The following is a 22399-nucleotide window of genomic DNA, read 5'->3' on the forward strand; positions in this document are numbered from 1 at the left end:
CAGGGCCGCGGAGCCACGGGCCGCGGAGCCGAGGAGCCACGGGGCCGTGGAGCCGGAGGCGATGAGGTCATGAGTCACCCACGTCATCAAGTTTGTAGCCGCCAGCGACATCACTCGTCCCCAGCCGGCGCGGTTTTCCACATGGTTATCCACAGGTGGACTTCCCGGGTTGAGGGAGGCCAGGACGTCGGCCCAACATGGCCCGGTGACCGACGCCGGATCAGTGACCGACTTGGCGGCGACCCTGCGGGCGCTGCGCCGTGCGGCTGACCTGAGTCAGCGGGAGCTGGCCGGCAGATCCGGGGTTCCGCAGGCCACGATCGCCCGCATCGAGTCGGGCCGGTCATCGGATCCGAGCTTCCGGACCGTCGAGCGTCTCGTCGGTGCCGCGGCCGGTCGGATCGTGCTCCGCGGGCCGGTGACCGGTGAGCTGACGACGGTGCCGCACGAGGACCTGCGGGACGCGGCGGGGCGGCACTGCCCCGCCCACCTGGACGGCCGGGCGGTGCGTGTGCCGAAGGACTGGCCCGGCGCCTGGTGGGCGCACTGGTTCAACGTGCCACGAGACCGCTGGCCGCAGTTGCCAGCCGTGACGTTCCGGCTCGATCGCCCCGCGCGGGACCGTGAGCGGCTGCGTGAGCAGGTGCGCCGCGATTATGTGATCCGCCGCTACGTCGATCCGGCGCTGCCATCGACCTCCTGGCGGTTCGTCGCCGAGCTGCCGGACGGCGATCTGGTCGGCGAGCTGCGTGCGCACGAACGCAGCACCGACCTGCTCATCGGGCATCCCGAGCTGGGCCGGCGGCAGATCGTGCTGGACGGCGTGCTCGTGGCGCCGGCCTACCGCTTGCTGGGCATCGGACGGCGGCTCGTCGCCGCGCTCCTGGCGGAGATGGACCGGGTCGGCGTGCGGTCGGCACACGCGATCGCCGAGAGCGGTGGCGCGAGCTTCCTGCTGGCGTGTGGATTCGAGCTGGAGGCGAGCCGGCCGGCGGCGCTGCGGTTCGACCGGCCGATCAGCCAAGGGCAACCAACGCGGTCAGCGGAGGGCGGCGACCGCCGGTGAGCGAAGGGCCGCGTGGGTCAGCGGAGAGTGGCAACCGCTGGCAAGCGCAGGCCGCTCCGGCGAAGGGTCGCCGCTGATCAGCGGAGGGCGGCTGCGGCCGCGGTGAGCGCGGCGAACGCCTCACGCATCCGCCACGAGCCGCGGTCGCGCGGGCCGATCGGGTTGGAGACCGTCCGCAGCTCGGCGAAGGGCAGGCCGGCCTGGGTGGCGGCGACGGCTACGCCGTACCCCTCCATGGCCTCGGCCACCGCGTCGGGGTGACGGTCGGCCAGCGCTGCGGTGCTCGCGGCGGTGCCGGTCACCGTGCTGACCGTGAGTACCGCGCCGACGGTGGCCGCCGGCAGGGCGGTGCGCAGGGCGCCCAGCAGGCCGGGATCGGCGGGTACGACGCTGCCGCCGCCCAGCAGTTCCGCGGGCATGCCCAGATCCTCCACGGGGATGAAGCCGGTGGGGGATTCAGCGCCCAGGTCGGCGGCGACGCTGCGGGTGGCCAGGACGGTGCCGCCGACCGGCGCGCGGCCGACGAAGCCGCCCGCGATGCCCGCGCTGACCACCGCACGGTACGGGCGTCCGGCCGCCTCGGCGAGCGCCAGCAGCCGTGCGGTCGCGGCGCCGGCGACGGCGGGGCCGACCCCGACCGGCGCGACGGTGACCGTGGGGTCGGTGAGGCCCGCCCGGACCGCGTCGGCCTCGGCGGGCACCGCGGTCACCACCAGCAGTCCGCTCACGCCACCGGTCCCCGGGGCTCCCGCCGGTTCTCCTCCTCGCTCCCGCCCGGTCCGCCGACCGAGGAGGAGGGGCGGTAGATGTGGAAGCCGGGTGGGGCCAGTTCGTCGTCGCCGTTCGTTGGCGGCGGGGTGGCCCGGTGCGGGGCCGGCGTGGTGGGGGTGGGGTCGTCGAACTCCGTACCCGCCTCGGTGGCCAGTTCGTCGTCGCCGAGCGGGCGGCCCACCAGGTGCTCGCCGCGCAGCCGGGTGGCCACCAGCACCCCGCGGGCGGCCACCAGCGCGCCCACGCCGGCGGCGACGGCCACGCCGACCGGGCCGGTGAACGGGACCAGGCCGAGCCCGCCGCCGGCCACGAACGCCAGCATCAGCGCGGTCTCCGAGTGGGCGAACGAGCTGGCCCGCAGCCGCTCCGGGATCCGCTCCTGGATCGAGGCGTCGACCGCGAGCTTGGCGATCCCGCTCATCAGCGAGGTGACCAGGCAGAGCAGCGCCACCATGGGCAGCGAGAACTTCAGCGCGGCGAGCACCGCCACCCCGGCCACGATGATGGTGCCGCTGGACTGGATCGCCACCGGGCGGTGGATGCGCAGCCGGGTGCCGATCGCGGTGGCCAGGAACGTACCCACCGCCAGGGCGCCCCCGACCAGGCCCAGCGCGCCCTGGGCGCCCAGGTTCCGGCCGAAGAAGTCGGTCGTCAGATCACCGGCCTTGATCGCGAAGGCCAGGAAGAGCAGCAGGAAGCCGTAGAGCCCGCGCAGCGCCGCCGCGCCGATCAGCGTGGCGATCACCAGCCGGCCGGCCGGGCGACCCCGGCCCAGCGGGCGTTCCCCCTCCCGGCGGCGCAGCGCCCGCAGCGGCCGGGGCACCCGCTCCGGCGGCTCCGAGTCGGCCCGCGGCGGCAGCCGCAGCGAGATCACCATGCCGACCAGGAAGATCACCGAGGCGACCCGGAGCGGCCACTGCGGCCCGAGCCAGAACGCGGCCAGGCCGATCGGGGCGACCAGGCCGCCGGCCACCGTGCCGTAGACGCTCGCCCGGGCGCCCACCTGCGAGAGCCCGATCCCCTCGGGCAGCAGCCGGGGCACCGCCGCCGAGCGGGCCACCCCGTACGCCCGGGAGAGGGCGAGCACCCCGAACGCGGCCGGATAGAGCCCGAAACTGCCGATGTAATCCGAGATCAGCCAGGCCAGGAAGGCCCGGCCGAGCATGGTGGCGGCGAGCGCGTAGCGGCGGCCGTGCCGGAAGTGGTCCAGCAGCGGGCCGACCACGGGGGCGAGCATGGCGAACGGGACCATGGTCACCAGCAGGTAGAGCGCGACCTTGTTGCGCGCCTCGCCCAGCGGGACGTCGAAGAAGATCGTGCCGGCCAGGCCGATGGCGATCAGGGTGTCCCCGGCGCAGGACAGGGCGTGCAGGTCGAAGAGGCGGACCATGCCGACCTCGTTGCCGGCACTGCGGGCCCGGGCCGTGCCGGCCCGCCGGGTCATCCACCGTCCGCCGTGCAGCGAGCCCCGGAGCAGCATGCGGGTGGCGCGGATGCCGGTGCCGACGGTTCGCCCGAGGACGGACCGGCCGGAGCGGGAGGACAGCGGCATGCGTCCCATCCTCGCCCATCTGATCCACGCGCGCCGCATCACCCGGAGAGAACGACTCCGGGGAGTGCCTGTCACTCGACCGCGGGCATGGGGAACAATGGTCCGGTGACCAGGCCCGCCTCCGCCCGCGCTCCCCGGCTCGACCAGGTGTGCGCCGCCGCCGTCGACGTGGCCCGTGCCGCCATCACCGAGGTGGACCCCGCCGACGTCGGCGAGCACCTCCAGGCCGTCGCCGAGGGCGACCGGCTCGTCACCCACTACTTCGAGTGCCGCCTGGCCGGCTACCGGGGCTGGCGCTGGGCCGTCACGGTCACCCGGGTGCCGCGCAGCCGCACGGTCACCATCTGCGAGACGGTGCTGCTGCCCGGTGCCGACGCGCTGCTCGCCCCCGGCTGGGTGCCGTGGCAGGAGCGGCTCAAGCCGGGCGACCTGGGCCCCGGTGACCTGCTCCCCACCCCGGCGGACGACGAGCGGCTCGCCCCCGGCTACCTGCTCTCCGACGACCCCGCCGTCGAGGAGACCGCCTGGGAGTTGGGCCTCGGCCGTGCCCGGGTGCTGTCCCGCGAGGGGCGCGCCGACGCGGCCCAGCGCTGGTACGACGGCGACCACGGCCCGGACGCCGCGATCTCGATGGCCGCGCCGGCCGCCGCCCGCTGCGGCACCTGCGGCTTCTACCTGCCGCTCGCCGGCGCGCTGCGGCAGTCCTTCGGCGCCTGCGGCAACTTCTACGCTCCCGACGACGGCCGGGTGGTCAGCGCCGACCACGGCTGCGGCGCGCACTCCGAGACGCTCATCGAGGCGGCCGAGACCCCGGTCGACGAGCTGCCCACGGTCTACGACGACAGCGCGGTGGAAGCGGTGTCGGTGAGCCGGGCCCCGGGCTCGGTCGAGGCGGCCGAGCCGGCGGAACCCTACGGTCACCCCTGACGGATCAGCCCTGACGGGCGGTGGCGGCCCGCCGGCGGCGCCGGTTGGCGTCGTGCCGCATCATCACGGCCAGGCCGGGAAAGCCCCACAGGAAACCGGCGAGGCAGGTCCAGAGCCAGTTCTGGTGCCCCTGCGCGGTGAGCCAGTCGCGGAAGAAGAGCAGTAGCACCAGCCCGGCCACCGCCCAGGCGATCAGCCCGGCGACGGCGAACGGCACCATCGGCGGGTCGAGCGGCTCGGGCCGCGGGGGTTCCTCCTGGGGCACCCGCCCAGCGTACGCGATCGTTCTTCCCTGCCCGCGAGTCATCTGGGACGATGCGCGCGACACCACGGTCGATCAATATGTGAGGACCCGATGGCCATAGCGCCGCCGCCCGACCACGGCACCCCGCCCGACCCCGCGCACCCGCGTAACGCCTTCGACCGCTTCTTCGAGATCTCCGCCCGCCGGTCGACACCGGGCCGGGAGATCCGGGGCGGGCTGGCCACGTTCTTCACGATGGCGTACATCGTGGTCCTGAACCCGCTGATCCTGGGCAGCGCGGTCGACGGCGACGGGCGCAAGCTGGCCATCCCGGCGCTGGCGGCGGCCACCGCCCTGGTCGCCGGCGTCATGACCATCCTGATGGGCGTGGTGGCCCGGTTCCCGATCGCGCTGGCCGCCGGGCTGGGCGTGAACGCGCTTGTCGCGTTCGAGATCGCACCGCAGATGACCTGGGCGGACGCCATGGGCCTCGTGGTGATCGAGGGTGTGCTGATCGGCATCCTCGTGCTCACCGGGCTGCGCACGGCGGTGTTCCGCTCGGTGCCGACCCAGCTCAAGACGGCGATCGGCGTGGGCATCGGCCTCTTCCTGACGATCATCGGCCTGGTCGACGCCGGCTTCGTCCGGCGCGTGCCCGACGTGGCGAACACGACCGTGCCGGTCGGGCTGGGCATCGGCGGCAAGATCGTCAGCTGGCCCCTGCTGGTCTTCGTGGTGGGCCTGCTGCTCACCCTGGTGCTGGTGGTACGCCGCGTACGCGGCGCGATCCTCATCGGCATCCTGGTCTCCACCGTGCTCGCGATCGTGGTGGAGGCCATCGGCAACATCGGCCCGTCCTTCGTCAACGGGAAGCCGAACCCCAAGGGGTGGGCGCTCAACGTGCCGGAGTTGCCGAAGAAGGTGGTCGACATCCCCGACCTCTCCCTGCTCGGCAACTTCAACGTGCTGGACTCGTGGACCCGGGTCGGCTGGCTGGTCCCGCTCATGTTCGTGTTCACGCTGCTGATCACGGACTTCTTCGACACCATGGGCACGATGGTCGCCATCGGCCAGGAGGGCGACATGCTCGACGAGCGGGGCACCCCGCCGCGGGCCCGGGAGATCCTGCTGGTCGACTCGATCGCCGCCGCCGCGGGTGGCGCGGCCTCGGTGTCGAGCAACACGTCGTACATCGAGAGTGCCGCCGGTGTCGCGGAGGGCGCCCGGACCGGGGTGGCCAACCTGGTCACCGGCGGCCTGTTCCTGCTGGCCATGTTCCTGGCGCCGCTGTCGGCCGTGGTGCCCTTCGAGGCTGCGTCGACCGCGCTGGTGGTGGTCGGGTTCCTCATGATGACCGCGGTACGCACCATCGACTGGACCGACTACGAGATCGCCATCCCGGCGTTCCTCACCATCGTGCTGATGCCCTTCACCTACTCGATCTCGAACGGGATCGGCGCCGGCGTGATCAGTTACGTGCTCCTGAAGCTGGCGAAGGGTCAGGCGCGCGAGATCCACCCCCTGCTCTACGGGGTGACCGCGCTGTTCATCCTCTACTTCCTGCGCGGACCGATCGAGTCCGTGCTGCTCTGACCCCTCTGACCCCTGGTGAGCCTGGTCATATCGCATGTCGTTAGCCAGGCTCATTAGTTAAGCTAACTACTGTGACGGAGCGGACGGTGACGGCGAAACGCGTGCCACCGGCGCAGCTGGCCCCTCAGCTGCGTGATGCGATCACCCGACTCAACCGGCGGGTCCGGCAGGCCCGGCCGGTCGGCGACCTCACGGTCACCCAGCTCTCGGCGCTCACCAGCCTCAATCTGGCGGGCGCCCTGACACCCCGGGAGCTGGCCGATATCGAGCGGGTGCAGCCGCCCACGATGACGAAGATCGTCGCGAAGCTGGAGGACCGCGGCCTCGTGCAGCGGACCCCCCACCCGACCGACGGACGGCAGGTCATCCTGGCGGCGACCGAAGGAGGAAGGGCCGTGCTCGACCAGTTCGAGCGGGCCCGCAACGAGTGGCTGGCCAGCAGGCTGGCCGCCCTGACCGAGGAGGAACGCGACACGCTACGGCGCGCCGCCGACATTCTCCAGGGCATCGCTCGCGCCTGAGCGGGTACCCGCGTCCCGCGGTCCGCTTCGTCCGCTGTGGATGAGGCGTACCTGATCGCGAGGAGGCGCACCTAGAGTGCAGGCCAAGTTGAGCACGATGTTCCAGTCCCTACGAGTCCGCAACTACCGACTCTTCGCCACCGGACAGCTGATCAAGTTGATCGGCGTCTGGATGATGTACATCGCACAGGACTGGCTCGTCCTCGACCTCAGCGGCAACTCCGCGACCGCGCTCGGCGTGGTCACCGCGCTCCAGTTCACCCCGGTACTGCTGCTGACGCTGATCTCCGGCCGCCTCGCCGACCGCTACGACAAGCGCATGCTGCTCTTCGTCGCCAACGTCTTCTGGACCGTGCTGGCGCTGGCGATGAGCCTGCTGGTCGTCACCGGGCTCGTGCAGCTCTGGCACGTCTTCGCGTTCGCCGCCCTGCTCGGGGTGTTCAACGCGGTGGAGACCCCGGTCCGGCAGGCGTTCGTCTCCGAGCTGGTCGGCATGCCGCTGCTGCCGAACGCGCTCTCGCTGAACGCGGCCACCTTCAACTCGGCCCGGATCCTCGGGCCGGCCGTCGCCGGCCTGGCCATCGCCGCCTTCGACGTCGGCCCGGTCTTCCTCATCACGGCGTTCAGCTCGATCGCCCCGCTGGTCAACGTGGTGCGGATGCGCACCGACGAGTTGTACCGCAAGGACCTGCCGCCGGCCGGCGAGCGCGATCAGGCCCGGGTGGTCGACGGCCTGCGGTACGTCGCGCGTCGCCCCGACATCCTGCTGCCGATGGCGCTGATGTCGGTGGTCGGGATGACCCTGTTCAACTTCCAGCTCACCCTCGCCGCGCTGGCCAAGACCGTGTTCAAGACCGGCGCCGCCTCGTTCGGCCTGTTCACCACCGCGCTGGCGGTGGGCGCACTGGTCGGTGCCCTGGCCGGCACCGGGCGGCGCAGCCGCCCCACCGTGTGGCTGGTGCTCGGCGCCGCGGTCGGCTGCGCCAGCTTCGGCACCCTGGTCGGGCTCGCCGGGGCGTACTGGCTGGTGGTGGCCCTGCTGCTGCCCACCGGGTTCTTCATGGTGTTCTTCGCCCAGGCCGCCAACCAGCGGGTTCAGCTCGGTGTCGACGCCGCCTTCCGGGGCCGGGTCATGGCGCTGTGGGTGCTCGTCTTCCTGGGCACCAACCCGGTCGGCGCGCCGATCATCGGCTGGGTGGCCGAGACGTTCGGCGCCGGCGCGAGCATCTGGATCGGTGGCCTGATCTCGCTGGCCGCCGCCCTGCTGGCGCTCACCTGGCAGCTGCGCCGCTCCGGCGCGCGGCTGCGGATGCGGGTGCTGCCCATGCCGCGCTTCTACGTGGTGTCGCCCGGGACGGAGTGACCCGCAGACCACCGGAAGGACCGGTACCCGCCCGCGGGTACCGGTCCTTCCTTATTCATTCGCGCCAGATCTCGCCAATCGGGTGGCGGGCGGCGACGGCGCGGCTTAGCGTCGATATGTGGGAGTGGGGCGGGGACTGCTGCTGATGCTGGCGATCCTCGCCGTCTGCTGCCTGCCCGCGCTCTTCGCGCTGGTCTTCTGCGCCGACGAGATCCTCGACCGGGTGGCCTGCGGATGGGCCGAGTGGCGCGAGCAGCGGCGGGAGCGCCGCACCATCGAGCGCTTGGACCGGGCCATCGAGGCGGAGTCGCTCACCCGCGACATCGACCTCACCGAGTTCGACCGCGAGGGCCGCCGCCCGCTGGAACAGCTCGCCGTCGACCTGCGCCGCTTCGGCGGCCACCGGCTCGCCGCCGCCGACCGATCGGTGGTGTGGCACGGCGCGGTCATCGACGCGTACGACGAGCGGCTGCGGGCGGCCTGCGGTGCGCTCGGCATCGTCGAGCACCTGGCCGAGCTGGAGGGCGTCGACCGGGAGATCGAACGGGTACGCGTCGAGGGCCTCCTGCACGCCGCCGGGCTCACCCTGCCCTCCGCCCGCCCGGGCCACCACCAGCGGCACCGCTGACCGGTGCGGCTCTTCGTCGCGGTCTACCCGCCGAAGTCGGCTGTCGACGACCTGAGCGCCCAGGTGGCGCGGCTGCGCACCGGAGCCGCCGCGGCCGCCGGCACCAACGTCCGGCTGGCCGACCCGGCCAACGCCCACCTCACGCTGGCCTTCCTCGGCGACGTCCCCGACGACCGGCTAATCGACGTGGAGAGCGCGCTCGGCCTGGCCGCACAGACCTTCCGCGACGCCCGGGGCAGCTCCCCGAAGCTGCGCCTCGGCGGCGGGGGCAGCTTCGGGCGCGGCCGGTTCACCGTGCTCTGGGTGGACGTGCGCGGCGAGGTCGACGGGCTGACCGTGCTGGCCCGCCTGATCCGGTCCGGGCTGCGCCGGGCCCGGCTGCCGCACGACGAGAAGCCGTTCCGGGCCCACCTGACCATCGCCCGCCCCGGTGACCGGATCGACCGCGCCGACGTGCTCGCCGACCGGGAGACCCTGCACGACTACCTGGGCCCCGAGTGGAGCGCCGACGAGCTGGTCCTGATGCGCAGCCATCCGGGCCCCCGCCCCACCTACGACCGCCTCGCGGCCTGGCCCGTCTGACGCACCGACCGGGTTGACCGGAGAGGCCCGGCCAACCCGGTCAGCGGCTCACCAGGCCCAGGCCTCCGGGCCGGGGCCGCCGTTGCCGAGCGGGGGGAAGAGCTCGTCGAGCTTCTTCAGGGTCGCCTCGTCGAGCTTCACGTCCAGCGCACCCAGGTTGCGGTCGAGCTGGTCCATGGTGCGCGGGCCGACGATCGGGGCGGTCACGCCCGGCCGGGAGAGCAGCCACGCCAGCGCCACGTCCGCCGGGTCGTGGCCGAGGTCGGCGCAGAGCTTCTCGTACGCCTCGATGGTGGACCGGTGCTCGGCGAGCGCGTCGGCCGACCGGCCGCTGGTGCCGCGGGCCGCGCCGCCCTCGGCCATCTTGCGGATGACCCCGGAGAGCAGCCCGCCGTGCAGCGGCGACCAGGGGATGATGCCCAGCCCGAAGTGCTGCGCGGCCGGGACCACCTCCAGCTCGACGTGGCGGGTCATGAGGTTGTAGATGCACTGCTCGGAGACGAGGCCGAGGAAGTTGCGGCGGCCGGCCGCGGCCTGCGCCTGGGCGATGTGCCAGCCGGCGAAGTTGGACGAGCCGACGTAGATGACCTTGCCCTGGGCGACCAGGGTCTCCATGGCCTGCCAGATCTCCTCCCACGGCGTGGTCCGGGAGATGTGGTGCATCTGGTAGAGGTCGATGGTGTCGGTCTGGAGCCGGCGCAGCGAGTCCTCGCAGGCCCGGATGATGTGCCGGGCGCTCAGGCCCTGCTCGTTGGGCCACTCGCCCATCTTCCCGTAGACCTTGGTGGCCAGGACGACCCGGTCGCGGCGCCCGCCGCCCTGGGCGAGCCAGCGGCCGATGATCTGCTCGGTGACGCCCTCACCGAGCTTCCAGCCGTAGACGTTCGCGGTGTCGAAGAAGTTGATCCCGTGTTCCAGCGCCCGGTCCATGATGGCGAAGCTGTCCGGCTCGTCGGTCTGCGGCCCGAAGTTCATGGTGCCGAGGCAGAGCCGGCTCACCGAGAGGCCGGTGCGTCCCAGGTTCGTGTACTCCATGGATCCACCCTGGCACGCGGGCACTTAGAGTGCCTCGCGACGCGAGGGTCAACCAGCGGGTGTGACCAGGCCGCTCTCGTACGCCACCACCACGAGCTGGGCCCGGTCCCGGGCGTGCAGCTTGGCCAGCAACCGGCCGACGTGGGTCTTCACCGTGGCCATGCTCAGGTGAAGCTCCGCGGCGATCTCCGTGTTGGACAGTCCGCGCCCGATCAGGATGAGCACCTCCTGCTCCCGCTGGGTCAACCCGTCCGGTGCCCGGCCCGGACCCCGACCCGGCCTGGGCCGCCTGGTGAACTCCTCGATCAGCCGCCGGGTCACACTCGGGGCGAGCAGCGCCTCGCCCGTGGCCACCAACCGGATCCCGGCGATGAGGTCGGCCGGCAGGGTGTCCTTCAGCAGGAACCCGCTCGCCCCGGCGCGTAGGGCGCCGTAGACGTATTCGTCCAGGTCGAACATGGTCAGGATGAGCACCCGGGTGCCGGCGGTCTCGGGAGAGCCACAGATGTGCCGGGTCGCCTCGATACCATCCATCCGGGGCATCCGGACATCCATCAGCACCACGTCCGGCCTTTCCCGCCTGGCCAGGGCGACCGCCTCGGCCCCGGTGCCGGCCTCCCCGACGGCGCTCAACCCGGCGGTGTGCTCGATCAGCAGCCGGAAACTCGCCCGTAGCAGCGCCTGATCGTCCGCGACCAGCACCCGCACCGGCGTCACGCGGCGCCGCCGTACGGGAGGGTGGCCAGGACGACGTACCCGGCCCCGTCGCTCGGGCCGGCCTGGAACTCGCCGCCGTACAGAGCCACCCGCTCCCGCATGCCGACCAGGCCCTGGCCGGCCGGATCGCGCCGCCCGAGTGGCGGGTGCCCGTCGTCGCGCACCTCGATGCGTACCTCGCCGGGGGTGAGTGCGACCTCGACCCGGCAGCGGGCGCTGCCGGCGTGCTTCACCACGTTGGTCAGGGACTCCTGCACGATGCGGAACACCGCGAGGCCGACCGCCTCCGGCACCTCCGCCGCGCCGCGCAGGCGCAGATCCACCGGCACCCCCGCCGCGCGCGTCCGCTCGACCAGCGCCGGCAGGTCGGCCAGCCCCGGGATGGGTTCGAGGTCCGGTTCGGGGCGCAGGGTGCCGAGCACGCGTCGTAGCTCGGCCAGTGCTCCCCGGCTGGTGGACTCGATCACCCGCAGCGATTCCCGGGCCTGCTGGGGGCGCTCCTCCGCGATGTGGTTGGCGACCGCCGCCTGCACCGCGATCAGCCCCATGCCGTGCGCGACGATGTCATGCACCTCCCGGGCGATCCGTAGCCGCTCCTCCTGGACGGCCCGTTCCGTGCTCCGCCGGGCCGCGGCGCGCCGCTCCCGCACCGTCCAGCCGACGCCCCAGGCGGCACCGAGCACGAGGGCGGCGAACGCCGTGCCCAGGGAGCCCGGCCCGAACGGTGAGGGGGTCACCGGCAGAAGCGCGACGGAGGTCACCACGACGCAGACGGCCAGGACCGGGAGGGAACGGCGGGCTGGCCGGGAGAGGGCGACGGCGTAGAGGACGCTGCCCGCCGCGGTCAGCGGCGCCGCCACCGCGTAGTCCGGGATGACACCGGTGACCAGCGTGGCCGCCACCCCGACGAGCACCACCGCGGTGGCGATCAGCGGGCGCTGCCGGCGCAGCGCCACCGGAGCGCCCAGGGCCAGACCGGCAAGCGCCGACACCAGGGGCGGCTCGTGCAGTCCACTCGCCGGCGGCTGCGGCACCTCGATCGCCGCGTACCAGCAGAGCGCGGCGACCGCCCCGGCCAGGAGCAGATCCGCCAGGACCAGCCCGACCGGGCTGAGGTGGCGCATCGGCAGCGGCGGGGCGGCGGCGGTCACGCCATCGACAGTAGTGACCGGCCCGTCCATGCGCGTCAGCCCTGGGTCGGACGTTCCCCGGGCCGAGCCGGGCGGCCGGCTCCGACCCGGGTACGAGGTCGAACTGCCCATCCCGGCCCGATGTCTCCGCCGCCCGCGGTGACGATCCTCGGTGCCATGACCACAGCAACCGTTTCTCTCCGCGACGTCCGGAAGGTGTACGGCAGTGGACCGCGTCGCGTGCTCGCCCTCGACGGCGTGACGGTGGACTTCGCGCCGGCCAGCTTCACCGCCGTCATCGGCCCATCCGGTTCGGGCAAGTCCACCCTGCTGCACTGCGCCGCCGGGCTGGACCGCCCGACCGCGGGCCGGATCACGATCGCCGGCCTCGACGTGGGCAGCCTGGACGAGGCCGGGCTGACCCGGCTGCGCCGGGACCGGATCGGCTTCGTGTTCCAGGAGTACAACCTGGTCTCCTCCCTGACCGCCGAGCAGAACGTGGCGTTGCCGGCCCGGCTCGCCGGCCGGCGCCCGAACCCGCCGGACGTCGCCGCCGCCCTCGCCGCGGTCGGGCTCGCCGCGCGTGCCGGCCACCGGCCGAGCGAACTGTCCGGCGGTGAGCAGCAGCGTGTCGCCATCGCTCGCGCCCTGTTCGGCAGGCCCGGGGTGGTCTTCGCCGACGAACCGACGGGCGCCCTCGACAGCCGGGCCTCCCGGCAGGTGCTCCGCCTGCTGCGCGCGCTCGTCGATGAGCATGGGCAGACGGTCGTCATGGTCACCCACGATCCGGCGGCAGCGACCGTCGCCGACGAGGTGCTGGTGCTGACCGACGGTCGGCTGCTCGACCGCCTGTCCGGGCTGGACGCCGAGTCGATCGTCGCCCGGATGGCCGCGTGGGAGCCGACGTGCTGACCGCCGGTCCGGGAGGGTTCCGTCGTGCCGCCGGTCCGCACCGGGGCCGGTTCGCGGCCTTCTGGGCGGTGCTGACCGGAACCCTCCTCGTCACGGCGAGCCTGCTGCTCCACGCCTCGGCCGGCACGCGGGTCCCGGACCGGTTCGCCGGTACGGCGGTGGTGGTGCGCAGCCCGGACGTGACCACTGCCGCCGACCCGATCCCCGTCCCGCGCCCCTGGTCAGCCGGGGAAGCGGCGGCCCTGACGCGGCGACTGGCGGCGGTCCAGGGCGTGACGGCAGCCGTCCCCGACCACAGCTTCTACGCCCAGCCGGTACGCCGCGGGCGGGCGGTGCCCGGGCTGACGGAGGGCCAGGGGTGGGCGAGCGCCGCCCTCGCGCCGTACCGGCTCATCGCCGGCACCCCACCGCAGCGTGAGCGGGAGGTGGTCGTCGACCGCGCGCTCGGCGTACCGGTCGGTGACGGACTGACCGTGCTCACCGCGACCGGGGCGTCGAGGTGGACGGTCACCGGCCTGGTCGACGCGGCCGCGCTGTACGTCTCCGACGCCGAGGCCCGGCGCCTGGCGCCGGGAGTGCGGGCGATCGGCCTGCTCGGAGCCCCGCGACTGCCTGCGGTGAACGCCGTGGTGGGTGCCGCCGGAACGGTGGTCACCGGAGTGGAACGCGGGACGCTCGAGCCCCGCGCGGACACCCGCCTGCGGTGGATCGGGACGCAGGTGCTCACCGCGGTGTCCGCCCTCGCTGCCTTCGCCTGCGTCTTCGTGGTCGCCGCGACCTTCACCTTCACCGTCAACCAGCGGCGGCGGGAGCTGGGGCTGCTCCGGGCGCTGGGTGCCACCCCCCGCCAGGTCCGCCGGACGGTCTACCGGGACGCCCTCCGGATCGGGGTGCCCGCCGCGGCGCTCGGTGTGCTGCTCGGGGCGCTGGTTGCCCTGCCGGCCGACGACCTGCTGGTCGACGCCCGGCTCGAGCCCGCCGGCTTCCAGGTCGCGCTACGGATCTGGCCCCTGCTCGTCGGGCTCACCGTGGGGCCGATCGTGGCCCTGCTGGGCAGCGGCGCCGCCGCCCGCCGAGCGGCGCGGGTCCGGCCACTCGAAGCCCTGCGGACGGCCGAGGTGGAGGAACGGGCGATGAGCCGTACCAGGTGGGCCGCCGGACTGGCGGCGACGGCCGGAAGCGGTCTCGCCGGGATCATCGCCGTGACCACCGAGAACCTCTCCGACCTCGCGACGGCCGCGCTGCTGGGCGCCATGGCGCTGGTCGTAGCGGCGACCCTGCTCGCACCGGCGGTGGTGCCGGTCCTGGTACGGGCGCTCGGCCAGGCGATTCCCGGGGTGCTCGGCACGGTGGTCCGGGGCAGCGCCCGGGTTGCGGTACGGCGGACCGCCTCGACCGCCACCCCGGTGCTGCTGACCGTCACCTTCGCGGTCTTCATCCTCGGCAACGTCCAGACCACCACCGGCGCGTACGCCGCTGCTCGCGGGGCGGCCGTCCGGGCGGGGGCGGTGCTGGTTCCGGACGGCACCCCGGGGCTGACCGACGCCGCGGTGGCCGGCACGCATGGCACCGTCCTCCTTCCCACCAGGGTCTACGTGGCCGACACCGTTCTCACCGCGGTCGGGACCGATCCGGACCGGCTCGGTGCGGCGGCGTCCCGGCTGTCGGTGCTGTCCGGTTCCGTCGCCGAACTGGCCGAGCCGGACACCGTCGCGGTCCGCCGGTCGACGGCGGAACGGTTCGGGTGGTGGGTGGGCACGTCGACGCGGGTGGCCTTCGCCGACGGTCAGCCCACCCCGCTGCGGGTGGTGGCCGTCGTCGCCGACGAGGGCGTACCGGCCGAGCTGCTGCTGGACCGCCGCATGGTCCGACAGCGCGACCCGTCGGCGCTGGCCACGGCGGTCCTGCTGCCCGGTCCGGGACCCTCGGCGACGCCCCCCGGTGCGGCGGTGGTGGACGTCGCCACGTACGCGGCCCGCGCCGACGCCGAGGAGGATCGGCTGGTCTGGGTCTTCACGCTGCTGCTCGTCGGGGTCTCCGCCGGGTACGGCGCACTGGCGGTGGTCAGCACTGTCGCCCTGGCCACGGTGACCCGAGCACGTGACCTGCGGGTGCTGCGGCACGCCGGAGCGACCCGCCGGCAGGTGCTGGTCGCCGTGGCGGCCGAGTCCGCACTCGCCGCGGCGATCGGCGCGCTGCTCGGCGGGTTGGCCGCGCTGCTCGCCCTGCTCGGCTCCGTGGGCGCACTCCGCGAACAGACCGACGCGCACGTCGACCTGGTCGTGCCGTGGCCGATCGTGGCCGGGATCGTGGTGCTCTGCCTGACGCTGGCGGCCGCCGCCGGGGTGGTACCCGCTCGCCGGGTGGTCGCGGGTTCGTTGAGCCGCCCTGCTGCGGGCCGCTGAGAGCCACGGATGACAACGGCTCGGCTCGCGGCGAACGCCGTGAGCCGAGCCGGGTCAGGAGGACTCGCGGGCCGCCGGGCCGGTGCCGAAGAGGACGTCGTCCCAGCTCGGCAGGCGCTTGCGCGGCTTGCCACCGGCCTCGGTGGACTCGGTGCCGCCGGTCGCCGCCGGGGCGCCGGTGCGCCGCGGCCGGAGCACGGCCAGCGACGGCACGGCCGGGATCTCCTTCGGCGCGTCCGAGTCGTCGTCGAACGCGGAGCCCTGGCCGCCCCCGAGCAGCGCGGCCGCGCCCCCGGTGACCGCCCGCTGGCGGGGTGCGTCGGATGCGGCCAGCGCGGCCGGGGAGCGGGTGTCCAGACCGCGACCGGACGTGCCGCCGAGCGGCCGGTCCAGCGAGGCGAGCAGCGCGTCCCGGCCGGCGCGGATCGGGTCCCGCCCCGGGCGGGCGTGCTCGCCGGGCGACGGCAGGCCGTGCCCGCCCCGGCTCGGCTCGCCGCGCGACGGACCGGGCAGCGCGTGGCCGCCCCGCTCCGGCGCCGGCTCCTGGCCGAGGATCGGCGTGGGGCGCTCGGCGCACAGGTACTGCGCCATGTCATCGTGCGGGCTGACGTTCTGCCGGGTCTTGTCGAGATCCCAGACCGCCTGCGCCGTGGCCTTGCCGGACGGCCAGGTGGCGATGATGCGCCACGTGCCGTCGTCGCGGCGGTAGGCGTCCCAGGAGATCTTCTCGGTGTCGATCCCGTGCTGGGCCAGCCGGCCGTTGACCACCTCGGCCAGCGGGGTCGGCTTCTCCGCGCCCTTGAGCCGGGTGCGGCGGGCGTGCTGGGCGAGCATGGCCCGCTCCTGGAGCACCGGGCCGGCGTAGCGCAGGACGCGGTCGACCGGCACGCCGGCGATCCGGGCGACGTCCTCGGCGGACTCGCCGGAGCGGATCCGGGCCTGGATGTCGCGCGGGGAGAGCGACGGCGTCGGATCGGCGGCGCTCGGCACCACCGCGAGCGGGGTCGCGCCCGGCTCGGCGTGCAGCGCCGTGGCGATGCGCTCGTCGATGGGCAGGGCCAGCAGGCGCCCGACCTCGTCGGCGAGCACCAGAGCCTGGCCGTCCTCGGAGAGGGCGACGAAGCGTACTGGGCGCATGGGCTTGCCTCCGTCCCGCTTCGCTGGCCGTCACGCCACGAGCCGGCCACCCGGGCGTCTCGGACCACCGTACGCTCATCTACCCGAAGCTGGGGGATGCGACACTCGGCATGTCGCGACTGAGCTGCGGTGATGATCACGGTGGGTGGTCGCCGGAGCCCCGACGACCACCCACCGTCACCAGATGATCAGAGTCGCTCGACCACGTAGTCGATCGACGCGGTGAGCGCCTCCACGTCGGCCGGCTCGACCGCCGGGAAGAGCGCGACGCGGAGCTGGTTGCGACCCAGCTTCCGGTAGGGCTCGGTGTCGACGATGCCGTTGGCGCGCAGCGCCTTGGCGATCGCCGAGGCGTCCACCCCGTCGGCGAAGTCGATGGTGGCGACCACGTTGGAGCGCAGCGCCGGGTCGGTCACGTACGGGGTGGCGAACGAGGAGCGCTCCGCCCAGCCGTAGACGATGCCGGCGCTCTCGGCGGTGCGCTTGGCCGCCCAGGCCAGCCCACCCTGCGAGTTCATCCAGTCGGTCTGCTCGGCGGCCAGGAAGATGGTCGCCAGGGCGGGCGTGTTGTAGGTCTGCTCCAGCCGCGAGTTGTCGATCGCGGTGACCAGGTCGAGGAAGGCCGGGATGTAGCGGCCCGACTCCTTGATCTCGGTGGCCCGGGCGAGCGCGGCCGGCGACATGAGGGCCAGCCACAGGCCCCCGTCGGAACCGAAGCACTTCTGCGGGGCGAAGTAGTAGACGTCGGTCTCGCCGACGTTGACCTCTAGGCCGCCGGCGCCGGAGGTGGCGTCGACCAGCAGCAGCGAGCCCTCGTCGGCGCCCGGCACCCGGCTGATCGGCACCGCCACGCCGGTGGAGGTCTCGTTGTGCGGGGTGGCGTAGACGTCGACGCCGGCCTCGGCGACCAGGGTCGGCGCGCTGCCCGCCTCGGACTTGCGCACGGTCGGCTCGCCCAGGAACGGCGCGTCCTTGACCGACTTGGCGAACTTGGCGCCGAACTCGCCGAAGCTGGCGAACTGCGCCCGGTCGCGGATCAGGCCGAAGGTGGCGACCTCCCAGAAGGCGGTGGTGCCGCCGTTGCCGAGCACCACCTCGTAGCCCTCGGGAAGGGCGAAGAACTCGGCGATGCCCCGGCGCAGCCGGGCCACCTGGTCGCGGACCGTCTTCTGCCGGTGCGAGGTGCCCAGGTAGCTGGTGGCGACGTCGGCGAGCGCGGAGACCGCCGCCGGACGGACCTTGGACGGCCCGCAGCCGAAGCGGCCGTCGGCGGGCCTGATGTCGTCGGGAATCCGGATGGTCGGTGCGTCAGCCACGGTTGTCTCGATCCTTCCGCATGGGCGAGGGCGGGCCCTTTCAGCGGGGCGCGGAGCGACGGCGGCCACGCGCGGGCGCGCGGCGGAGCCGGGTCCGAGCCCGGTCCGGCGGCACTGCCGGCCTTCATCCTCGCACCCGCGCCACCCGCTCCGACGGCTGGTCCCACGACCGGGGCTGAGGGATGCGCCACAACGCGCCAGGGCCCGGTCCGCGACGGACCGGGCCCTGGACGGGGTACGGGAGAGGTCAGACGCCGTGCGGGATGGCGTCCCAGCCCTCGACCTCCTGCGGCTTCCGGCTGCCCGGGCCGACGTAGCGGGCCGACGGGCGGACCAGCCGCTGGAGCTTCTTCTGCTCCAGGATGTGCGCGGACCAACCGCCCATCCGGGCGCAGGTGAACATCGAGGTGAACATGTGCGCCGGCACCTCGGCGAAGTCGAGCACCACGGCCGACCAGAATTCGACGTTGGTGGCGAGCACCCGGTCCGGGCGGCGGGCCTGGAGCTCGGCCAGGGCGGCCTTCTCCAGCGCCTCGGCGATCTCGAAGCGCGGCGCGCCCAGCTCCTTGGCGGTGCGGCGGAGCACGCGGGCGCGCGGGTCCTCGGCCCGGTAGACCCGGTGGCCGAAGCCCATGAGCCGCTCGCCCCGGTCGAGGACGCCCTTGACGTAGCCCTCGGCGTCGCCGCTGCGCTCGACGGCCTCGAGCATGCTGAGCACCCGGGACGGCGCGCCGCCGTGCAGCGGGCCGGAGAGCGCGCCGATGCCGGAGGAGATGCAGGCCGCGGCGTCGGCGCCGGTGGAGGCGACGATCCGGGCGGTGAAGGTGGAGGCGTTCAGGCCGTGCTCGGCGGCCGAGATGAAGTAGGCGTCGACGGCCTTGACGTGCCGCGGGTCGGGTTCACCCCGCCAGCGCTTCATGAACCGCTCGACGATGGTCTCCGCCTTGTCGATCTCCTTCTGCGGCACGGCCGGCAGGCCGAGGCCGCGGGCGGACTGGGCGACGAAGGAGAGCGCGGTGACCGACACCCGGGCCAGGTCCTCGCGGGCCTGCTCGTCGGAGATGTCGAGGAGCTGGCTGAGCCCCCAGTACGGGGCGAGCATGGCGACCGCGGACTGGACGTCGACGCGGATGTCGCCGGAGTGCACCGGCACCGGGAACGGCTCGGCCGGCGGCAGGCCCGGGCCGAAACGCCCGTCGACCAGCAGCGCCCAGACGTTGCCGAAGGAGACCTGACCGATCAGATCCTCGATGTCCACGCCGCGGTAGCGCAGCGCGCCACCCTCGCGGTCGGGTTCGGCGATCTGGGTCTCGAAGGCTACGACGCCCTCCAGGCCCGGTTTGAAGTCGGACATGTCGTCTCCTGGCTTCCGGCGGTGGTGGTGGCCGCGCGGGCTGGACGGGCCCGCGGCTCGGGCGACCCCCTCAGGGATGTGTTCGGAACATCTTGCCTGCTCGGTAACCGGGTTCGCGACCCGCAGCGACTGTGCGCCACATGACATCCCCGCCGGTGGACATGCTCACGGGCTGGAGAAGACTGGGTGGTGGGGCCTGGCCAGCGTCGGGGGACGCCGGCATCCCCGGGAGAGGGACGACGAGAGTGATGGGCGACACACCTGCCCCGGCCGGTATGCGTAACGAGTACGCCGCCGACCTGGGCCTTTCCGAATCGGATCTCGCGCCGGACTGGCACACCCAGTTCGCCCGCTGGTTCGCCGACGCGGTGGCGCATCCGCTGCCCGAACCGAACGCCATGGTGGTCGGCACGGCCGACGCCGACGGGCGGCCGAGCGGCCGCACCGTGCTGCTCAAGGGGTACGACCCGGACGGGTTCGTCTTCTACACCAACTACGACTCCCGCAAGGGCGACGAGGCGACCGTCAACCCGTGGGCCAGCCTGGTGTTCCCCTGGTTCCCGATGCAGCGGCAGGTGACGGTCACCGGCCGGGTGAGCCGGGTCGACCGGGCCGAGACCGAGGCGTACTTCGCCGTCCGGCCGCGCGGCTCCCAGCTCGGCGCCTGGGCGAGCACCCAGTCCCAGGTGGTGCCCGACCGCGCGGCGCTGGACGCGGCGTACCGGGCGGCGGCCGAGCGCTTCGCCGACGTTGCGGAGATCCCCGCGCCGCCGCACTGGGGCGGCTTCCGGGTGCGGCCGGAGACCGTGGAGTTCTGGCAGGGCCGGGCCAGCCGGCTGCACGACCGGCTGCGGTTCCGGCGCACCGGGGACGGCACCTGGGCGATCGAGCGGCTGGCCCCGTGACGGGGGTGACGGAGGCCCGGCAGCGCGGAGCGCGCCGCTGGGCGATCGACCTGCGCCCGCTGGGCGTGCCCGCGTACCGCCGGGTGTGGCTCGGCAACGCCGTGGCGATGTTCGGCTTCCAGTTCACCGCCGTGGCGGTGCCCGTGGAGATGTTCGACCTGACCGGCGGCTCGTTCTGGGTCGGCCTGCTCGGGATCGCCGGCTTCCTGCCGCTGCTGGTCTTCGGGCTGTGGGGCGGGGCGGTCGCGGACGCCCGGGACCGGCGGCGGGTGCTGCTGGGCGGCGGCGCCCTGCTCTGGGCGTCGACCCTGGCGCTGCTGCTCCAGTCGCTGCTGCGCGTGGGCAGCCCGGTGCTGCTGCTGGTCCTGGTCGCGGTGCAGTCGATCGCGTTCGCCATAACCTCGCCGACCCGCAGCGCGATCCTGCCCCGCCTCGTGCCGGCCGAGCTGGTGCCGGCGGCCAGCACGCTGAACTTCACCACGTTCACCGCGACCTCGGTCTTCGGGCCGCTCGCCGCCGGCCTCATCTTCGCGACCTGGCGCATCGACATCGGGCTGCCGATCGCGTACGGGGTCGACGCGCTGCTGTTCACCGTGTCGCTCTGGGCCACCCTGCGGCTGCCGGCCATGCCGCCCGAGCCGGACCCGGGCGGCGACGGCACGCCGCGCAAGGCGGGGCTGGCCAGCATCGTCGACGGGCTCCGCTATCTGGCCACCACGCCGGTGCTGCTGCTCTCCTTCGCCATCGACCTGATCGCGATGATCCTGGCCATGCCCCGGGCGCTCTTCCCCGAGCTGGCGCACGAGCGGTTCGGCGGCGGGGCGGCGGTCGGCTGGCTCTACAGCGCGATCGCCATCGGCGCCATGCTGGGCGGCCTCACCTCCGGCTGGATCGGCCGGGTACGCCGGCAGGGGCTGGCGCTGGTGGTAGCCGTGGTCGGCTGGGGCGTGGCGATCGCCGCCGCCGGCCTGGCCCGCCAGCTCTGGCTGGTGGTGGCCCTGCTCGGCCTGGCCGGCGCCGCCGACCTGGTCAGCGCGACCCTGCGGCAGTCGATGCTGCTGGTCTACGCGCCGGACCGGATGCGCGGCCGGCTCCAGGGCGTCAACACGGTGGTGGTCGCCGGCGGCCCGCGCCTGGGCGACCTGCGGGCCGGCGCGATGGCCGCCGCCTCCGGCACCACCATCGCCATGGTGGGCGGCGGCATCGCCTCAGCCGTGCTCGCGGTGCTGCTCGTGACGGTCTTCCCGGCCCTGCTCCGCTACCGGGCCGCCGGGGCGGGCGAGCGGGACCGGACGGGCTAAGGTCGCCGGCATGGAGACCGACGCGCGCCCGTCCCCGTCGGGGGCACAGTGGACCATTGCCGCCGACGGGCACGAGGCCGTCGTGGTGGAGGTCGGCGGTGGCCTGCGGGCCTACCGGCACGACGGGACCGACTACCTCGACGGGTACGAGGCGGACGAGCTCTGCCCCGGCTCGGCCGGTCACGTGCTGGCCCCCTGGCCGAACCGGATCCGGGACGGCGCGTACACCTTCGGGGACCGGTCGTTCCAGCTCGACCTGACCGAGCCGGCCCGGCACAACGCCATCCACGGCCTGGTCAACTGGGTGCGGTGGGAGCTCGTCGAGCAGTCGCCGGACAGCGTGACGATCGCCTACGAGCTGCCGCCCAGCCCCGGCTACCCATGGGCGCTGCGGCTGCGGAGCCGGTGGAGCGTCGGCGCGGACGGGCTGCGGGCCGAGCACGAGGTGACCAACCGGTCCGGCGAGCCGGCCCCCTTCGGCTTCTCCGTGCACCCCTACCTGCAACTGCCGAAGGTCGGCGTGGACGAGCTGACCCTGCGGGTGCCGGGGCGGACCCGGGTGCTGCTGGACAACCGGCTCCTGCCGGTGGCCGCGACCGAGGTGGCCGGCACCGAGTTCGACTACACCGAGCCGCGCGCGATCGGCGGCGCGGTGCTCGACGTGGCCTTCGGCGACGTGGTGCGGGACGTGGACGGGGGCTCGTCGGTGACCCTGGCCGCCCCGGACGGCTCGGCCGCGGTGCACGTCTGGGCGGACGGCGAGTTCGGCTGGTGGCAGGTCTTCACCGGGGACACCCTCACCGGGGAGCGGCACCGGCGCTCGGTGGCGGTCGAGCCGATGACCTGCCCGGCCGACGCCTTCCGCTCGGGCCGGGACCTCATCACGCTGGCTCCCGGGCAGACCTGGCGGGGTGCCTGGGGCATCCGGCCCGGGGCCTGA

Annotated in this window: 21 protein-coding genes; 12 read left to right on the forward strand and 9 right to left on the reverse strand. The window is 74.0% G+C overall.

The window, feature by feature from the left end:
* Positions 1 to 205 precede the first annotated feature (205 nt).
* Entirely contained in the window at positions 206 to 1066 is an 861-nt protein-coding gene (locus tag ABZW14_RS01900; RefSeq protein ID WP_355338195.1) for a GNAT family N-acetyltransferase, read from the forward strand.
* Positions 1067 to 1143: 77 nt separating this feature from the next.
* Here the strand turns inward: ABZW14_RS01900 and ABZW14_RS01905 are convergent, their stop codons facing one another.
* Together ABZW14_RS01905 and ABZW14_RS01910 are read right to left on the reverse strand one after the other, a co-directional pair.
* The gene (locus ABZW14_RS01905; RefSeq protein ID WP_355338198.1) at positions 1144 to 1794 is read right to left on the reverse strand and encodes a futalosine hydrolase; all 651 of its coding nucleotides are present in this window, start codon (positions 1792 to 1794) and stop codon (positions 1144 to 1146) included.
* Positions 1791 to 3389: an MFS transporter gene (locus tag ABZW14_RS01910; protein WP_355338201.1), complete on the reverse strand. Its 1599-nt coding sequence runs from the start codon at positions 3387 to 3389 to the stop codon at positions 1791 to 1793. Before ABZW14_RS01910 ends, ABZW14_RS01905 begins: the two co-directional genes overlap by 4 nt.
* Positions 3390 to 3476: 87 nt before the next feature.
* Here ABZW14_RS01910 and ABZW14_RS01915 point away from each other — a divergent pair, with 87 nt between their 5' ends.
* Positions 3477 to 4316: a DUF3027 domain-containing protein gene (locus tag ABZW14_RS01915; protein WP_355338204.1), complete on the forward strand. Its 840-nt coding sequence runs from the start codon at positions 3477 to 3479 to the stop codon at positions 4314 to 4316.
* A 4-nt stretch (positions 4317 to 4320) separates the two neighbouring features.
* Here the strand turns inward: ABZW14_RS01915 and ABZW14_RS01920 are convergent, their stop codons facing one another.
* Positions 4321 to 4581, reverse strand: coding sequence for a DUF2530 domain-containing protein (locus ABZW14_RS01920; protein ID WP_355338207.1), 261 nt, complete (start codon positions 4579 to 4581; stop codon positions 4321 to 4323).
* A 90-nt stretch (positions 4582 to 4671) separates the two neighbouring features.
* Between ABZW14_RS01920 and ABZW14_RS01925 the strand changes: the two genes are divergently transcribed.
* From ABZW14_RS01925 to thpR, 5 genes are all read left to right on the forward strand, one after another.
* Positions 4672 to 6153 carry an NCS2 family permease gene (locus tag ABZW14_RS01925; protein WP_355338210.1) on the forward strand — a complete coding sequence of 494 codons (1482 nt, stop codon included), beginning with the start codon at positions 4672 to 4674 and terminating at the stop codon, positions 6151 to 6153.
* Between the two features lie 71 nt (positions 6154 to 6224).
* Positions 6225 to 6674 (forward strand): MarR family transcriptional regulator, encoded by a 450-nt coding sequence (locus ABZW14_RS01930; protein ID WP_208602683.1) that lies wholly within the window; start codon positions 6225 to 6227, stop codon positions 6672 to 6674.
* Between the two features lie 76 nt (positions 6675 to 6750).
* Positions 6751 to 8037: an MFS transporter gene (locus ABZW14_RS01935; protein ID WP_355338214.1), complete on the forward strand. Its 1287-nt coding sequence runs from the start codon at positions 6751 to 6753 to the stop codon at positions 8035 to 8037.
* A gap of 118 nt (positions 8038 to 8155) precedes the next feature.
* Complete coding sequence (locus ABZW14_RS01940; RefSeq protein ID WP_355338217.1) at positions 8156 to 8665, forward strand: hypothetical protein; 510 nt, start codon at positions 8156 to 8158, stop codon at positions 8663 to 8665.
* A 3-nt stretch (positions 8666 to 8668) separates the two neighbouring features.
* Positions 8669 to 9247, forward strand: coding sequence for an RNA 2',3'-cyclic phosphodiesterase (gene thpR / locus ABZW14_RS01945; protein WP_355338220.1), 579 nt, complete (start codon positions 8669 to 8671; stop codon positions 9245 to 9247).
* A gap of 48 nt (positions 9248 to 9295) precedes the next feature.
* Here thpR and ABZW14_RS01950 read toward each other — a convergent pair whose 3' ends face one another.
* From ABZW14_RS01950 to ABZW14_RS01960, 3 genes are read right to left on the reverse strand one after another with little or no spacing between them, the layout of a single operon-like run.
* Positions 9296 to 10282, reverse strand: coding sequence for an aldo/keto reductase (locus ABZW14_RS01950; protein ID WP_355338223.1), 987 nt, complete (start codon positions 10280 to 10282; stop codon positions 9296 to 9298).
* Between the two features lie 48 nt (positions 10283 to 10330).
* Positions 10331 to 10999, reverse strand: a complete 669-nt coding sequence (locus tag ABZW14_RS01955; RefSeq protein ID WP_355338225.1) for a response regulator transcription factor — start codon at positions 10997 to 10999, stop codon at positions 10331 to 10333.
* Complete coding sequence (locus ABZW14_RS01960; RefSeq protein ID WP_355338228.1) at positions 10996 to 12150, reverse strand: sensor histidine kinase; 1155 nt, start codon at positions 12148 to 12150, stop codon at positions 10996 to 10998. Before ABZW14_RS01960 ends, ABZW14_RS01955 begins: the two co-directional genes overlap by 4 nt.
* A gap of 156 nt (positions 12151 to 12306) precedes the next feature.
* Between ABZW14_RS01960 and ABZW14_RS01965 the strand changes: the two genes are divergently transcribed.
* The gene (locus ABZW14_RS01965) at positions 12307 to 13041 is read left to right on the forward strand and encodes an ABC transporter ATP-binding protein (RefSeq protein WP_355338231.1); all 735 of its coding nucleotides are present in this window, start codon (positions 12307 to 12309) and stop codon (positions 13039 to 13041) included.
* Positions 13023 to 15446, forward strand: coding sequence for an ABC transporter permease (locus ABZW14_RS01970; RefSeq protein WP_355338234.1), 2424 nt, complete (start codon positions 13023 to 13025; stop codon positions 15444 to 15446). The genes ABZW14_RS01965 and ABZW14_RS01970 overlap by 19 nt, the downstream gene beginning before the upstream one ends.
* Before the next feature lie 54 nt (positions 15447 to 15500).
* On the opposite strand, the gene sepH is transcribed toward ABZW14_RS01970, so the two are convergent.
* From sepH to ABZW14_RS01985, 3 genes are all read right to left on the reverse strand, one after another.
* Entirely contained in the window at positions 15501 to 16583 is a 1083-nt protein-coding gene (gene sepH / locus ABZW14_RS01975) for a septation protein SepH (protein ID WP_355338237.1), read from the reverse strand.
* Positions 16584 to 16771: 188 nt separating this feature from the next.
* A complete protein-coding gene (serC, locus tag ABZW14_RS01980) occupies positions 16772 to 17899 on the reverse strand; it encodes a phosphoserine transaminase (RefSeq protein WP_355338240.1) in 1128 nt (375 codons plus the stop codon).
* 247 nt (positions 17900 to 18146) lie between these two features.
* Positions 18147 to 19253, reverse strand: coding sequence for a citrate synthase 2 (locus ABZW14_RS01985; RefSeq protein WP_355338243.1), 1107 nt, complete (start codon positions 19251 to 19253; stop codon positions 18147 to 18149).
* Positions 19254 to 19501: 248 nt separating this feature from the next.
* Between ABZW14_RS01985 and pdxH the strand changes: the two genes are divergently transcribed.
* Genes pdxH through ABZW14_RS02000 form a run of 3 tightly spaced genes read left to right on the forward strand, consistent with a single transcriptional unit; the run spans position 19502 to position 22399 of the window.
* On the forward strand, positions 19502 to 20158 hold the full coding sequence (pdxH, locus tag ABZW14_RS01990) for a pyridoxamine 5'-phosphate oxidase (protein ID WP_355338246.1): 657 nt from the start codon (positions 19502 to 19504) through the stop codon (positions 20156 to 20158).
* The gene (locus ABZW14_RS01995; protein WP_355338249.1) at positions 20155 to 21459 is read left to right on the forward strand and encodes an MFS transporter; all 1305 of its coding nucleotides are present in this window, start codon (positions 20155 to 20157) and stop codon (positions 21457 to 21459) included. The genes pdxH and ABZW14_RS01995 overlap by 4 nt, the downstream gene beginning before the upstream one ends.
* A 10-nt stretch (positions 21460 to 21469) precedes the next feature.
* Entirely contained in the window at positions 21470 to 22399 is a 930-nt protein-coding gene (locus tag ABZW14_RS02000; RefSeq protein WP_355338252.1) for an aldose 1-epimerase family protein, read from the forward strand.

The sequence above is a fragment of the Micromonospora sp. NPDC004551 genome (assembly GCF_040609975.1).
Taxonomy (GTDB): Bacteria; Actinomycetota; Actinomycetes; order Mycobacteriales; family Micromonosporaceae; genus Micromonospora.

What these genes read in the sequence shown, in the direction of transcription:
- pdxH (WP_355338246.1), top strand. Translation starts at nt 19,502, where the DNA reads ATGGGCGACACACCTGCCCCGGCCGGTATGCGTAACGAGTACGCCGCC.
- ABZW14_RS01925 (WP_355338210.1), top strand. Translation starts at nt 4,672, where the DNA reads ATGGCCATAGCGCCGCCGCCCGACCACGGCACCCCGCCCGACCCCGCG.
- ABZW14_RS01910 (WP_355338201.1), bottom strand. Translation starts at nt 3,389, where the DNA reads ATGCCGCTGTCCTCCCGCTCCGGCCGGTCCGTCCTCGGGCGAACCGTC.
- ABZW14_RS02000 (WP_355338252.1), top strand. Translation starts at nt 21,470, where the DNA reads ATGGAGACCGACGCGCGCCCGTCCCCGTCGGGGGCACAGTGGACCATT.
- ABZW14_RS01985 (WP_355338243.1), bottom strand. Translation starts at nt 19,253, where the DNA reads ATGTCCGACTTCAAACCGGGCCTGGAGGGCGTCGTAGCCTTCGAGACC.
- ABZW14_RS01965 (WP_355338231.1), top strand. Translation starts at nt 12,307, where the DNA reads ATGACCACAGCAACCGTTTCTCTCCGCGACGTCCGGAAGGTGTACGGC.
- sepH (WP_355338237.1), bottom strand. Translation starts at nt 16,583, where the DNA reads ATGCGCCCAGTACGCTTCGTCGCCCTCTCCGAGGACGGCCAGGCTCTG.
- ABZW14_RS01950 (WP_355338223.1), bottom strand. Translation starts at nt 10,282, where the DNA reads ATGGAGTACACGAACCTGGGACGCACCGGCCTCTCGGTGAGCCGGCTC.
- ABZW14_RS01915 (WP_355338204.1), top strand. Translation starts at nt 3,477, where the DNA reads ATGGGGAACAATGGTCCGGTGACCAGGCCCGCCTCCGCCCGCGCTCCC.